The organism is Burkholderia sp. HI2714, assembly GCF_002223085.1.
GTDB classification, from domain to species: domain Bacteria; phylum Pseudomonadota; class Gammaproteobacteria; order Burkholderiales; family Burkholderiaceae; genus Burkholderia; species Burkholderia lata_D.
Window position 1 is genome coordinate 64132 of sequence record NZ_NKFM01000047.1, and the last position, 12675, is coordinate 76806.

Sequence of the window (12675 nt, forward strand, 5' to 3'; positions counted from 1 at the left end):
GCGGGAAAGCAGCGCGGGTATCGCGCTTGCGTCATTTCGCATCGTTGTAGACGGTCGCGCGCGAGACGCCGAGATGTTGCGACACGATCTCCATCGCGCGGCGTACTTCGAGGAAACCGTCGGCCTTCAGCGTCTGCATCAACTCGCGGCGCTGGTCGGTCTTCAGTTCGCGCGGCGTCGTCGCGAGACGCATCGCGAACGCGTCGATGCGTTGGCGGATCGCGTCCGCGCCGGCCGGGTCGAGCGTTTCCGCGACGGCTTCGCCGTCCGTGCTGCAGAACTGGTTCAGCATGCCCTGGAAGCCGCGGAACAGCGTGACGTCGGCATTCAGGCACAGCGCGGCCACATAGCGGCCGGTCGAATCCTTGATGCCGATCGACGTGCTTTTCGCGGTGCGGCCGTCGGCGAAGCGGTTCGGGTAGTTCGCGAGCACTGGCGGGAAATCGTCGTCCGCGATGCGGGCGAGGCCGAGCTCGGTCGCGGGATCGCCGACTGCGCGCCCCGACAGGTTGTTGTGGATCGCGAGGATCGCGTGCTTCGGCGTGCGCAGGTCGTGAACCACGACTTCGGTGAACGGCGCGAACATCGCACCGAGCCCTTCAGCGATGCGCTGCACCTGTTCGATCAGCGACGCCTGTTCGGACAGCACGAGTTTCTGGGTGGTGGTCATGATGGTTTCGCGGTCAGGTTTCGGATCGATGCGACGGCAGCGGGGGAAGGGGCAACCGGCGCGTTACTCGCCGTCCGCCGCTTCCGGCCGGGTGATGTCGGCGAGCAGCGGCTGTGCGATCCGCACGTAGTCGGACGCGTCGAGCACGACGGAGCGATCGAGGCGGCCCGCGTTGAAGGCGATCTCCGTGTTGCGCTCGACCAGGGCGGGATCGACGACGAGCGTCACGCTGGCGTCGAACACGAACGGCGGCACGGCGCCCATCACGCAGCGCGTGACGGTGGCCGCGAGGTCGGGCGACGCGAGGGTGGCCTTGCGGCGGCCGACCGCATCGGCGACCTTGCGGAAATCGATCTTCAGGTGGCCGGGAATCACCGCGAGCGCGGTGGTGTCGCCGCCATCCTTGAACGTGCAGAGCATCGCCTTCGCGCCCTGTTCGGGGCGCGTGCCGCGCAGCGCGGCGATGGCGTCGGATTTCCCTTCGGCCGGATGCTCCAGCACACGGAACCGCGCGCCGGACGTGTTCAGCAGATCGCAAAGCGTGTCGAAAACGGGATAGTCGCTCATGTCGCTCCGGGCAGGTGAGGCCAGGGATCGAGGCGCGCGCGGGTTCGCATGCTTCAGCGTGCCGGTCGATGGATCGTCCAAGTATAGACGTTTCGTCATGGGCGTGGCAAAGGGGCGGAGGGCGAGGAGTGAACGGCGTTCGGTCGCCTCGACAAAAATATGTCGCTCGACCGGTTTTGTGACGGGTATCGAGCCAGTCATGTGTGCGCCCGCCAATCGATATCGACGCCTCTCCCCGGATTTCCAATCCTGCGTAGAATGTCGGCCGTCAGGTTCGGCCTTTTGGCCCCTGTAGTGGAACCGGCACGGCTCCATGACAGGTATCGATGTTTTGCACAATCCGGTCGACCAACCTATATCTCCGCTCCACGTCTATCGAGCGGAAACGGCGGGGCGGCATGCGACCGGGCATGAGCGACGCCGAAGCGTCATCAGCACCATCGCCCCGGGCATGCGCTCACGGGGCAGCAGGAGGAATTCTTGAAGAGGGCGGCTCTCGATAACGGACGCGTCTTGACCGAACGCGGCAAGAACGCAGTAAACAAAATCATGGCCTGTGCGATCGAGATCTTCGTGGACGAAGGCTACGGCGGGCTGACCATGCGAAAGGTCGCGGCAAAGGCGGGATTGGCGCTGTCGAACCTGCAGCACTACTTTCCCACGCGCGAAGACATCTTCGCGGCCATCCTTACCGTGACGAGGGAGGCATACGCCAATACGTACGACGGCGTGCACGCGGACACGTCGCTGACACCCGAGGGCCGGCTGGAGAAAGTGGTCCGACTGTTGCTCGAAGACGGAAAGCAGCCCAGGACTCAAAGCCTGTTCGTGAACTTCTGGGCACTGGCCCAAACGCAGGAGTTCGCGCGGAAGATGCTCGAGGAGGGGTATGAATTTCAACGCGGCGTGATCGCCGGCCTCATCGAAGCCGTGAACCCGGCGCTGCCACAAGCGGTGCGCATCCGGCGCGCGGCACTCGTTACGGCGCAGATCGAGGGGCTTATCGTGTTGATACCGCAAAGGAATCGGTTCCCGTCGGATATCAAGGGAATCGAGGACGATGCGGTGATGGCCATTCTGGCTTTGGCCAAGGCGCCGTGAGCCGAGTTGCAGCAGGCTTGGTGTCGATGCGAATTGGGGCGCTTTAGAAGACGGAAACGCTCCACGGCCAAGGCTGGTCGTGGCGTTGTGCCATTCCACGCCGATCCACGAGATGCGGTTCGACGTATTCGGTATGTGCCCGAGTGACCGGAATTCATCCAGTCGAGTGCAGAGACATCGATCCGACGAGGCTTGCCTGCAACTGGCTGCACAGTGGATTTACGAGGAGTACACAGGCAATGTTGTTCAGCATGCGGAAAATGCGACGATATCAAGGTATCCGAAAAGACAAGAAACGCTATTTCCGTATACAAACGGTGCTGGCGTTCATATTGGCGTTGGTTGCACATTGCGCGTTTGCCGCAAGCGACGTGAACGACGGCGATCAGCAACAAGCCGCGTTGCGAACCCTGATGGGCAACGATCCGGCGCCGTCGGATAGTGTCAAGGGTGTCGCGCTGTCGCCGTGGGCGCATGGGCCATCGGCTTCCGGGCCGCTGTGGGTCGTGGCCGCATTGGTGCAGCGCTCGACCGAGAACGTCGACGCGGAGTTGTGGACGGGTGTCCTGACCCGTGACGGGCAACGGTTCCGCCTGCTGGCGAGCGATCGAAGCGAGCGCGTCGATACGTCACCGATGTTATGGAGTGTATTCCTGACCATGGACGTCATTCCCTATCGAATCAGTGCGCAGGAAACCGCCTTTGGTGTTCGCTTCAACAATAACTACACATCGACCTCACATAGCGATTCGACCGAGATGCTGAGCCTGTATCGCTACGCCGATGCTCGTGTGACGCCGATCTTCACCGCCATGACCGACTGGTCGACCTATGACAGGGACGCGGCTGCGGAGTGTGTAGCGGAGAAGGCGGGCAAAGGCAAAAATCAGGGCGACGCACAGCAGGACGCGTGTGATGCGGAAAACACGACGGAGGTTCACTACGTGCTGTCGTTCAGCCCTCACATGACCAACGGGCATTACGACCTCGTTGTGCGTCCGAAGGGCAAGGCCGCGTCGGGCAAATCCACGCGGTTTACCTGGAACGGGAAGACTTATCAGCCGCGTCGATTCGCCGGTGACTGGCACTGAAGACGGGATGGGTGTGGGGCGCGGTGAGGTGGTTGCCGTTTCGTGAAGGCTCGCAGCAGGTGAAAGGGGGCGGCCAGTTCCGGTCGCGACCAGGCGGCGGGAAGGGGCTCGGTCGATCGCATCGAGCAGGAGTCGGCCCCGTGCAGCGTGTCGACGCGGTTGCTTCCATCGTTAAACCAAATCGACGGTCTCATGCACTGTTGGAGCGGTTGTCAGTGGCTCATTGCCAAGGAGGTCTGTTACAAACCATGCAGACGGAAATCGAAGCGCCAGGCCCGGCCGGCCCGCTGGAAGGCACGCTCTTGTCACCGGGCACCGGCGACGTCCCGGTGGTACTGATCGTACCGGGCTCGGGCGCGACCGACAGAAATGGCAACGCGCCGAACTGGCTTCAGGCATCGACGTACCAATTGCTCGCGGAAGGATTGCTCGGTCAAGGTATCGCGTCGGTTCGAATCGACAAGCGCGGCATGTACGGCAGCGCGCAGGCAGTACCGGATGCAAATGACGTCACGATCGACGAGTACGCGACCGACATCCATTCATGGGTAGCCGCCATCCGGGCGCGGACCGGTGCTTCCAGCGTCTGGGTGTTGGGGCACAGCGAGGGTGGCTTGGTGGCGTTGCTGGCGGCGCGGCAATCGGCCGACATCGCCGGCCTGATCCTGGTATCTGCGGCGGGACGCCCGCTAGGGCCCGTATTGAGGCAGCAACTGCAATCGAACCCGGCCAATGCTCCGGTGCTGGAAAATGCATTGTCGATTCTCGAATCCCTGGAAGCCGGGGAGCGGGTCGAAGCGACCCACATCGATCCGGTGCTCATGCCGTTGTTCAGGCCGCAAGTCCAGCGATTCCTGATGAGCGAATTGACCGTCGATCCTGCAGCGCTGCTGGCCGGTTATAGGAAGCCGGTGCTCATCGTGCAGGGAGCGCGCGATATCCAGGTTACCGTACAAGACGCGGAACTGTTACAGCGAGCAAATCCGCAGGCCGAAATGGCGCTGATTGCCGACGCCAATCATGCACTCAAGACGGTTCGCACGGAGGATCTGCAAGAAAACCTCGCCGCCTATTCGAATCCGGATCTGCCGCTCGCGGATGGTGTCGTGGAGGCAATTTCAGCGTTCGTGCACGCACGGACAGCGACGACAATCTCCACGCCATCGAAATCGTGAGGCTGGGGGTTCGCTCGCTTGCATGACAGAAGCACGTCATTCGCGTTCGGTCACCGTTACGGAACAGAGGCTCCCAAATGAAGAGACGCAAGCTGTCGATGATCCTTTGCCTCGCTGCCGCAAGCGTCACTGCAACGGCAAACTCGCAAGAGCCTGTTTGTCACAACGACGGATCGGGTGCCGATAGTGCTGTTTGTGCGCACCAAGGTTTCGTTAGAGCTGACGCGCAGCTAAACGACGCTTACCGGGCCGCCCTTGATCTCCTGGGTGGCGACACCGAGCGGGCCGATGCGAGAGCTGCGTTAGTGGCGGCACAACGACAATGGATCAAGTTCCGTGATGCTGACTGTCAGGTTCAGGATCGCATCTTTCAACATGGAACATTACGCGCGGCGATCGTAGAGTCGTGTCTGAAAAACTTGACAGAACAACGAACGAAAGAGCTGAAAGCACTTTGGCTGCCTTAGTTGAAGGACCGCGTCGAGTTGCAGATTCAACCGGTCAACGCAAAAAACTCACCATGACGAACCTGATTCGATTCCGCGTTCGACCGGTATTTCACGGCAGCGATCTTCTGGTCGAGGTACTCGACGACCATCGCGCAGCGGATTTTCCAGACGTCGCCGCGATCCTGAAAGACGCGCTGCATTCGGTCCAGGTTCCGCATCCGGATGGCCTGGATGAGCCAGAGATCGCCTTGTCCCAGGACCGTTTCTTCAGCTATTGGACATATGCCCAGGGCAACTACGAAATAGACGACGATATCTGGGGATTGTTCGTCACGCCGACGTTCGACAACGCGCGTGTCGTCGCGGATGTCGAAAACGCACTTCTGTCGACGGGAAAGTTCGTCAAGGAAGACGTGGATTTCAGCAGGTTCCAGTGAGTTGAAAGAATCCGGGAACGCTTGCACAACTGCGACGAACGACTGCTCCCGGGAACCCGCAAGGATCTCTCCAGGTCGATCAACCTCAACGACGGAAATCCGCGAAACAGAAAAAAGCAAGCCGGCGACTCGCACACGCGCTCCACCGGCCCACAACGTAACACCGCAATAAATCCAGAGGCAGGCGACCGCACCACGCGATCGCCCGACTTCACCCCCGCACAGCCTTCACCACATACTGACTCGTCGGTACCACATCGATCTTGTCGAAATCGATGAAGCGCCCGCAGCTGTCCATCATCTCCGCCACGTTCCGCTGAAACTTCTCGTCATCGCCGACCGCATCGAAGAACGCATGCGGATCGGTCATCGCCGCAGCGGGAAAGCACTCCTCGACGATCGCGTCGTAACCGGGCGCCGCATGCGTGAGCGCACGCACGACGACGTTCTGCACGTACAGAAAGTTGTCTTGCGTATCGATCGCGACGCGCGTGTGATGTCCGTGCCACACGTCTAGCCACGCTTCGTGCGTCAGCCGCGGCGGCCGCTTCAAAAACGCGAGCTGCGAAAAACCCGTCGTCCGCTCACCCGGCCGTGCCGGAAAGCGCGTATTCGGAATCGGCTGCGACTCGGTGACGAGATACGCCGCCATGTGCGGGACCACGGCGCGCACCGCGTCGTCAAACGGCTGACGGAACATCGCATTCGCGCTATCGACCCACACCGCGACGATCCCGTCGATGCCCGGGTGCGTGTTGGTCTGCTTCAGGCCGGCGGCCGGCGCGACATCCGCATCGGCGACGTTCACCTGCACGCCGTGCGCACCGAGCGACAGCAGCTTGTCGGCAAGCTGCGCCCGCACCGTGCGGCTCCACTGATCGGGCGCGGCCTGCGTATCGCGCCACAACACGTAAATGACTTTCTCCATTGCTCCGGCTCCAGGGGGAATGACGGGATCGGCGGCGGTGCCGCCGGGGTTCAGGAAGCGGTTTCAGGCGATCCGGCCGCCTGGTGCGCGCCCGGTGCGAACCGGTTCGCAGTCAGCGTGAACGACGGCGGAATCGGCGACGTGACGGTTTCGAACAGCCGTTCGTGGCGCGTCGCGTGAATGCGCCACACGCCATCGCGTTTCACGTACTGGTCGTCGTAGAACGCAGTGCCGTGCAGCAGGTAGTTATCCTCGAGATTGATCGCGTGATCCTCGAGAAACCACACGCCGCATGCGTGATCGGCCGAGACCAGCGTGAGCTCGGGGTGATGGCCGTGATGCATCGTCAGGAAGGTCGGCTTGCCGATCAGCGCGCGCAGGCTCGATACGAACGCGTCGCGGCCGTCGTACGCATAGCGGCCGCCATACAGCCGCGCCTCGCAGTCTTCGCTCAGGCAATCGGCGAGCAGCGCCCAGTCGTGCGTGTCGACCGCGCGGAAATACCGGTACTTCAATTGTCGGATCTGCTCGTACTCATGGAGCGTGCGGGTCGTGTCGTCCATCGCCGGGTCTCGTGGTGGTGTCGTTCGATGGTAGGAACGAAGCCCGTTGCATCACATCGTCTGTTCGGACGAACGCGTCGCACGCATGCGGCCGGCTCCGCCGAGACGAATCGCCAGTTTCATCCGAACGGGTGATGGCCGACGCATCGCGCGGCGGTAACGTGGCATCGACGCGGCGTTCGAACCGCGCCGGCACCGAACAAGGAGACAGGATGACCCTCATCGAATCGCTGGAAGCGCGCGTGCGCCGGCTCGAGGACGCCGACGCGATCCGCCGGCTGAAGGCGCGCTACTTCACCTGCTGCGACCGCAAGGATCCGGAAGGGATGCGCGACTGCTTCGCGCCCGGCCCCGTGCAGATCGACTACGGCCGGATCGGCACGTTCGACACGCGTGACGCGCTCGTCGACGTTTTCGCGCAACTCGGCTGCCATCCGCACATCGTCGAGATGCACCATGGCGTGAATCCCGAGATCGATGTGCTCGACGCGACGCATGCACGCGGCACGTGGGGCCTGCACTACCAGATGATCGACACGAACGCGCGCACGCTCACGCAGCTCGGCGCGTACTACGACGACGAATACCGGAAGGTCGACGGCGAATGGAGGATCGCGGGCACGCGCTGCGTCGTCACGTCGACGCTGTCGGCCCGCTACGAAGGCGAAGCACCGGGCGTGCTGTTCGCCGGCGCACAGCCGCCGGCCGCGTGACGCACGCGAACGCCATTGACGTGGCATCCAGCATATTCCACAGGAGACATCGAACATGACACAGAACCACGATGCGCCGGTCGCCGTCGTGACGGGCGCATCGCGCGGCGCGGGCAAGGGTATCGCGCGCGCGCTCGGCGCGGCCGGCATGACCGTTTATGTGACGGGCCGCTCGCAGAACGAAGGCGATGCGCCGCTGCCCGGCACGATCCACGAGACCGCATGCGAGATCGATGCGCTCGGCGGCCGCGGGATCGCGGTGGCCTGCGACCACGCGAACGACGCACAGGTGAAGGCGCTGTTCGAGCGTGTCGAACGCGAAAGCGGGCGGCTCGACATCCTCGTCAACAACGCGACCTACCTGCACGATCAGCTGATCCTGCCTGGCCCGTTCTGGGAGAAGTCGCTCGATCTCGTCAACATCCTCGATGTCGGGCTGCGCTCGGCCTATGTCGCGAGCTGGCACGCGGCGCGGCTGATGGCGCAGCGCCGCAGCGGGCTGATCGCGTTCACGTCGTCGTTCGGCGCGAGCTGCTATATGCACGGCGCGGCGTACGGCGCGCAGAAGTCCGGCGTCGACAAGTTCGCAAAGGACATGGCCGTCGACCTGAAGCCGTTCGACGTCGCGGCCGTGTCGATCTGGATGGGCCCGCTGCGCACCGAGCGCACGACGCGCGTGTGGGAAGAACACCCGGATCTGTACAAGGAATTCTCGCTCGTCGCCGAAAGCCCCGAATTCACGGGGCGCGTGATTCACGCGATTCACGGCGATCCGCAGCGCATGGCGCTGTCGGGGCAGGTGCTCGTCGGCGCGGAAGCCGCGCTGCGGTACGGCATCGCCGATCTCGACGGCAAGCAGCCGCCGTCCTACCGCGAACTGCTCGGCGGGCCCGTGCAGGCGCATCCGGCGATCGTCGCCTGAGGAGCACGCATGGGCATCCTGACAGGCAAGGTCGCGCTGGTGACGGGCGCGGGGCAGGGCGTCGGCCAGGGCGTCGCGCAGGCGCTCGCGGCGGAAGGGGCGCACGTCGCGGTGGTCGGGCGCACCCTCGACAAACTGCTCGCGACCTGCGAGGCGATCCGCGCGCGCGGCGGCGTGGCCGAGCCGTTCATGTGCGACGTGATGGACGCGGAGCAGATCGAGCAATGCGTCGACAGCGTCGTCGCGCGGTTCGGCGGCGTGCAGATCCTGATCAACAACGCGCAGGTCGTACCGCTCGGCCGTTTGCTCGACGTGACCGATGCGAGTTTCCTGGCGGGGCTCGAATCGGGACCGATCGCGACGCTGCGCATGATGCGCGCGTGTCATCCGCATCTGAAGGGGGACGGCGTGATCGTCAATTTCGCGTCGTCGGCCGCGGTGCGCTGGGATGCGTCCGGCTACGGCGCGTATGCGGCAACCAAGGAGGCGATCCGTGCGCTGACGCGCGCGGCGGCCTGCGAATGGGGCGTGGACGGCATCCGTGTGAACGCGGTCGCGCCGCACGCGTTGTCGCCGGGCCTGAAAGGCTGGGTCGACGCGAATCCGCAGGAAGCCGCGGCGTTTTTCCGCACGATTCCGCTCGGCCGCGTCGGCGACTGCGAGCAGGACATCGGGCGCGCGATCGTGTTTCTGGCGAGCCGCGACGCGGCATACCTGACGGGCGCGACGCTGCCGCTCGACGGCGGGCAGGCTTACTGGGGCTGACGGCAAGGCCGACGGCGCGCGGCGCTTGCTGCGGCGTGCCAATCATGAACCGGCAAGCACGCGCACGCATGCGCGCGGCAGCCGGCAAACGGGAATCGAAGCGAGGACGACATGGGTCGACTGGAAGGAAAGGTAGCGATCGTCACGGGCGGTGCGCGTGGCATGGGCGCGGCGACGTGCAGGCTGTTCGTCGCGGAGGGCGCGCGCGTCGTGATCGGCGACGTGCTCGACGCGGAAGGCGAAGCGCTCGCGCGCGAGCTCGGCGACGCGGCGCGCTTCATGCGGCTCGACGTCGCCGACGAAGCGAGCTGGGTGCGCGTGACCGAAGCGACGATGGAACAGTTCGGCCGGATCGACGTACTGGTCAACAATGCAGCGGTGCTGACCTTTGGCGGTATCACCGAACTGTCGAAACGCGATTTCGAGCGCGCGGTGTCGATCAACCTCGTCGGGACGTTCGTCGGCATCCGGACCATCGCGCCGCGCATGATCGCGCAGAAGAGCGGTTCGATCGTCAACATCTCGTCGGTGGACGGGCTGCGCGGCGTGAACGCACTGGCCGCGTACGTGTCGAGCAAGTGGGGCGTGCGCGGGTTGACGAAGGTCGCGGCGCTCGAACTCGGCCATCAGGGCGTGCGCGTGAATTCGATCCATCCGGGCGGCGTGAACACCGCGATGTCGAACCCGACCGGCGCGCCGCTCGAGGAAATCAACAAGCACTATGCGAACGTGCCGCTGCAACGCGTCGGCCTGCCCGACGAAATCGCGCGCGCGACGCTGTTCCTCGCGAGCGACGAAGCGTCGTACTGCAACGGCGCCGAGCTGGCCGTCGACGGCGGGATGGCGGCGGGCGCGTATTACCCCGGATTGCCGGGCGCACCGTTTTGAGCAGGGGCGCTTGCCGCGCGCTCACATCAGATGTTTGTGTACGCAACCTAATTCGGGGTTTCCCGCAGTAGCGAAAACGCGAATTCGCACAGCGTGCGTTCGCGTTTGCCAGGCGTGGGAGCGGCAGGCCGATTTTGCCGCCCCCGCAAAACCCTTGCCGGACGGCCGTTCCGGCCCATTCGTCCCCAAAACGCGCGCCATGCCGCTGTAAAAAGGACTCACAGGCAACCGGCGTGCCGGCTTGCCGACATAGTTGTTTCTTGTTGCAACGCAACGTTTGCCGAATAACGGCGATGGTATGCTGGCCATCATGGAGTTGTACGGCAGGTTGCTTGTATGGCGAAACTCGCGTTCGCACCAACTAAAGAGACATCACCTTCTCTCGCATGCATCGCGGCATCGACGCGCGCTCCGCTCGCGCGTCCCGTCCTGCGTGCCGCCGCACCCTGCGCTCCAATCGCATACCCCATCTCGCGGGCTCGCCCCGCAACCCCCATCCCCGCCCAATAATCTGGAGACATCCTCATGTCGCAAAACACTTTGGCCGAAGCAACACACGGCCCACTGATCGCTCCGCCGACTTTCGTCAAACATCGCAAGCTGATCGACTGGGTGTCGCGCATCGCGGCGCTGACGGAGCCCGAGCGCGTCGTGTGGTGTGACGGTTCGCAGGAAGAATACGACGCGCTGTGCCAGGCGATGGTCGACCAGGGCACGCTCACGCGCCTGAACCCGGCGAAGCGCCCGAACTCGTATCTCGCGCAATCCGATCCGTCCGACGTCGCGCGCGTCGAGGATCGCACGTTCATCTGCGCGGCCTCGCGCGACGACGTCGGCCCGACCAACAACTGGATCGAACCCGCCGAAATGCGCGAGACGCTCAACGGCCTGTTCCGCGGCGCGATGCGCGGCCGCACGCTGTACGTCGTGCCGTTTTCGATGGGCCCGCTCGGCTCGCCGATCGCGCACGTCGGCGTCGAACTGTCCGACAGCCCGTACGTCGCCGTGAACATGCGGATCATGACGCGCATGGGTCGTGAGGTGTACGACGTGCTGGGCGAGGACGGCGAGTTCGTGCCGTGCGTGCACAGCGTCGGCCATCCGCTCGAAGCCGGCCAGCAGGATGTGCCGTGGCCGTGCAACCCGGTCAAGTACATCGTGCATTTCCCCGAAACGCGTGAGATCTGGAGCTTCGGCTCGGGCTACGGCGGCAACGCGCTGCTCGGCAAGAAGTGTTTCGCGCTGCGTATCGCGTCGACGATGGGCCGCGACCAGGGCTGGCTCGCCGAGCACATGCTGATCCTCGGCGTGACGTCGCCGGCCGGCAAGAAGTATCACGTCGCGGCTGCGTTCCCGTCCGCGTGCGGCAAGACCAACTTCGCGATGCTGATTCCGCCGCAGGGCTTCGACGGCTGGAAGGTCACGACGATCGGCGACGACATCGCATGGCTGAAGCCGGGCCGCGACGGCCGACTGTATGCGATCAACCCGGAAGCCGGCTTCTTCGGCGTCGCGCCGGGCACCGGCGTGAAGACCAACCCGAACGCGATCTCGACGCTCACCGAAAACGTGATCTTCACGAACGTTGCGCTGACGGAAGACGGCGACGTGTGGTGGGAAGGGCTGACCGACACGCCGCCCGCGAAGCTGACCGACTGGCAGGGCAACCCGTGGACGCCGGAAATCGGCAAGGAAACGGGCCGCAAGGCCGCGCATCCGAATTCGCGCTTCACGGCGCCGGCCGCGCAGTGCCCATCGATCGACGACGACTGGGAGAATCCGGCCGGCGTGGCGATCGACGCATTCATCTTCGGCGGCCGCCGTTCGACGACGGTGCCGCTGGTGACCGAGGCGCGCGACTGGGTCGAAGGCGTGTACATGGCCGCGACGATGGGCTCGGAAACCACCGCCGCGGCGGTCGGCCAGCAGGGTATCGTGCGCCGCGATCCGTTCGCGATGCTGCCGTTCTGTGGCTACAACGTCAGCGATTATTTCGCGCACTGGCTCAAGCTCGGCAAGCAGCTCGAAGGCGCGGGCGCGAAACTGCCGAAGATCTACTGCGTGAACTGGTTCCGCAAGGACGCGAACGGCAAGTTCGTGTGGCCGGGCTTCGGCGAGAACATGCGCGTGCTGAAGTGGATGCTCGATCGGCTCGAAGGCACCGGTGGCGGCGGCGAGCATGCGTTCGGCGTGTCGCCCGCGTATGAGGACCTGCACTGGGATGGCCTCGATTTCACGCGCGATCAGTTCGACGCGGTAACGTCGATGAACGTCGATGAATGGCGCGAGGAGTTGAAGCTGCACGCGGAGCTGTTCGATACGCTGAAGCTGCGCCTGCCGGCCGAAATGACCGACACGATGAAGAAGATCGAGCAGCGCATCGGCGCCTGACGATTCGCATCGACG

Annotated in this window: 14 protein-coding genes; 10 read left to right on the forward strand and 4 right to left on the reverse strand. The window is 64.2% G+C overall.

The genetic code is table 11. The features are described 5' to 3' along the window. Positions 1–31 precede the first annotated feature (31 nt). Positions 32–670 carry a helix-turn-helix transcriptional regulator gene (locus tag CFB82_RS25020; protein WP_069251654.1) on the reverse strand — a complete coding sequence of 213 codons (639 nt, stop codon included), beginning with the start codon at positions 668–670 and terminating at the stop codon, positions 32–34. A 63-nt stretch (positions 671–733) separates the two neighbouring features. Then, positions 734–1237 (reverse strand): YbaK/prolyl-tRNA synthetase associated domain-containing protein, encoded by a 504-nt coding sequence (locus tag CFB82_RS25025; protein WP_069251653.1) that lies wholly within the window; start codon positions 1235–1237, stop codon positions 734–736. A gap of 513 nt (positions 1238–1750) precedes the next feature. On the opposite strand from CFB82_RS25025, the gene CFB82_RS25030 reads away from it, so the two are divergent. The 5 genes from CFB82_RS25030 to CFB82_RS25050 all read left to right on the forward strand — a co-directional run bounded on the left by CFB82_RS25030 (position 1751) and on the right by CFB82_RS25050 (position 5490). Next, positions 1751–2338, forward strand: coding sequence for a TetR/AcrR family transcriptional regulator (locus CFB82_RS25030; protein ID WP_143750964.1), 588 nt, complete (start codon positions 1751–1753; stop codon positions 2336–2338). A gap of 239 nt (positions 2339–2577) precedes the next feature. Next, positions 2578–3429: a hypothetical protein gene (locus CFB82_RS25035; protein WP_089485716.1), complete on the forward strand. Its 852-nt coding sequence runs from the start codon at positions 2578–2580 to the stop codon at positions 3427–3429. A gap of 248 nt (positions 3430–3677) precedes the next feature. Then, entirely contained in the window at positions 3678–4604 is a 927-nt protein-coding gene (locus CFB82_RS25040) for an alpha/beta hydrolase (protein ID WP_089485717.1), read from the forward strand. Positions 4605–4681: 77 nt separating this feature from the next. Further along, the gene (locus CFB82_RS25045) at positions 4682–5071 is read left to right on the forward strand and encodes a lysozyme inhibitor LprI family protein (protein ID WP_089485718.1); all 390 of its coding nucleotides are present in this window, start codon (positions 4682–4684) and stop codon (positions 5069–5071) included. A gap of 53 nt (positions 5072–5124) precedes the next feature. Continuing rightward, positions 5125–5490 carry a hypothetical protein gene (locus CFB82_RS25050; RefSeq protein ID WP_089485719.1) on the forward strand — a complete coding sequence of 122 codons (366 nt, stop codon included), beginning with the start codon at positions 5125–5127 and terminating at the stop codon, positions 5488–5490. 211 nt (positions 5491–5701) lie between these two features. Here CFB82_RS25050 and CFB82_RS25055 read toward each other — a convergent pair whose 3' ends face one another. Together CFB82_RS25055 and CFB82_RS25060 are read right to left on the reverse strand one after the other, a co-directional pair. Continuing rightward, a complete protein-coding gene (locus CFB82_RS25055; protein WP_046547904.1) occupies positions 5702–6418 on the reverse strand; it encodes an EthD domain-containing protein in 717 nt (238 codons plus the stop codon). 50 nt (positions 6419–6468) lie between these two features. After that, entirely contained in the window at positions 6469–6981 is a 513-nt protein-coding gene (locus CFB82_RS25060) for a nuclear transport factor 2 family protein (RefSeq protein WP_089485720.1), read from the reverse strand. A gap of 212 nt (positions 6982–7193) precedes the next feature. On the opposite strand from CFB82_RS25060, the gene CFB82_RS25065 reads away from it, so the two are divergent. The 5 genes from CFB82_RS25065 to CFB82_RS25090 all read left to right on the forward strand — a co-directional run bounded on the left by CFB82_RS25065 (position 7194) and on the right by CFB82_RS25090 (position 12660). Then, positions 7194–7694: a nuclear transport factor 2 family protein gene (locus tag CFB82_RS25065; RefSeq protein ID WP_069252944.1), complete on the forward strand. Its 501-nt coding sequence runs from the start codon at positions 7194–7196 to the stop codon at positions 7692–7694. Positions 7695–7749: 55 nt separating this feature from the next. Next, complete coding sequence (locus CFB82_RS25070) at positions 7750–8616, forward strand: SDR family NAD(P)-dependent oxidoreductase (RefSeq protein WP_089485721.1); 867 nt, start codon at positions 7750–7752, stop codon at positions 8614–8616. A gap of 9 nt (positions 8617–8625) precedes the next feature. Continuing rightward, entirely contained in the window at positions 8626–9381 is a 756-nt protein-coding gene (locus tag CFB82_RS25075; protein WP_089485722.1) for an SDR family NAD(P)-dependent oxidoreductase, read from the forward strand. Between the two features lie 111 nt (positions 9382–9492). After that, positions 9493–10269, forward strand: coding sequence for a glucose 1-dehydrogenase (locus CFB82_RS25080; protein WP_069251645.1), 777 nt, complete (start codon positions 9493–9495; stop codon positions 10267–10269). Positions 10270–10794: 525 nt separating this feature from the next. Further along, positions 10795–12660, forward strand: coding sequence for a phosphoenolpyruvate carboxykinase (GTP) (locus tag CFB82_RS25090; protein ID WP_089485723.1), 1866 nt, complete (start codon positions 10795–10797; stop codon positions 12658–12660). The last annotated feature ends 15 nt before the right edge of the window (positions 12661–12675 follow it).

What these genes read in the sequence shown, in the direction of transcription:
- CFB82_RS25020 (WP_069251654.1), bottom strand. Translation starts at nt 670, where the DNA reads ATGACCACCACCCAGAAACTCGTGCTGTCCGAACAGGCGTCGCTGATC.
- CFB82_RS25025 (WP_069251653.1), bottom strand. Translation starts at nt 1,237, where the DNA reads ATGAGCGACTATCCCGTTTTCGACACGCTTTGCGATCTGCTGAACACG.
- CFB82_RS25035 (WP_089485716.1), top strand. Translation starts at nt 2,578, where the DNA reads ATGTTGTTCAGCATGCGGAAAATGCGACGATATCAAGGTATCCGAAAA.
- CFB82_RS25040 (WP_089485717.1), top strand. Translation starts at nt 3,678, where the DNA reads ATGCAGACGGAAATCGAAGCGCCAGGCCCGGCCGGCCCGCTGGAAGGC.
- CFB82_RS25045 (WP_089485718.1), top strand. Translation starts at nt 4,682, where the DNA reads ATGAAGAGACGCAAGCTGTCGATGATCCTTTGCCTCGCTGCCGCAAGC.
- CFB82_RS25050 (WP_089485719.1), top strand. Translation starts at nt 5,125, where the DNA reads ATGACGAACCTGATTCGATTCCGCGTTCGACCGGTATTTCACGGCAGC.
- CFB82_RS25055 (WP_046547904.1), bottom strand. Translation starts at nt 6,418, where the DNA reads ATGGAGAAAGTCATTTACGTGTTGTGGCGCGATACGCAGGCCGCGCCC.
- CFB82_RS25060 (WP_089485720.1), bottom strand. Translation starts at nt 6,981, where the DNA reads ATGGACGACACGACCCGCACGCTCCATGAGTACGAGCAGATCCGACAA.
- CFB82_RS25065 (WP_069252944.1), top strand. Translation starts at nt 7,194, where the DNA reads ATGACCCTCATCGAATCGCTGGAAGCGCGCGTGCGCCGGCTCGAGGAC.
- CFB82_RS25070 (WP_089485721.1), top strand. Translation starts at nt 7,750, where the DNA reads ATGACACAGAACCACGATGCGCCGGTCGCCGTCGTGACGGGCGCATCG.
- CFB82_RS25075 (WP_089485722.1), top strand. Translation starts at nt 8,626, where the DNA reads ATGGGCATCCTGACAGGCAAGGTCGCGCTGGTGACGGGCGCGGGGCAG.
- CFB82_RS25080 (WP_069251645.1), top strand. Translation starts at nt 9,493, where the DNA reads ATGGGTCGACTGGAAGGAAAGGTAGCGATCGTCACGGGCGGTGCGCGT.
- CFB82_RS25090 (WP_089485723.1), top strand. Translation starts at nt 10,795, where the DNA reads ATGTCGCAAAACACTTTGGCCGAAGCAACACACGGCCCACTGATCGCT.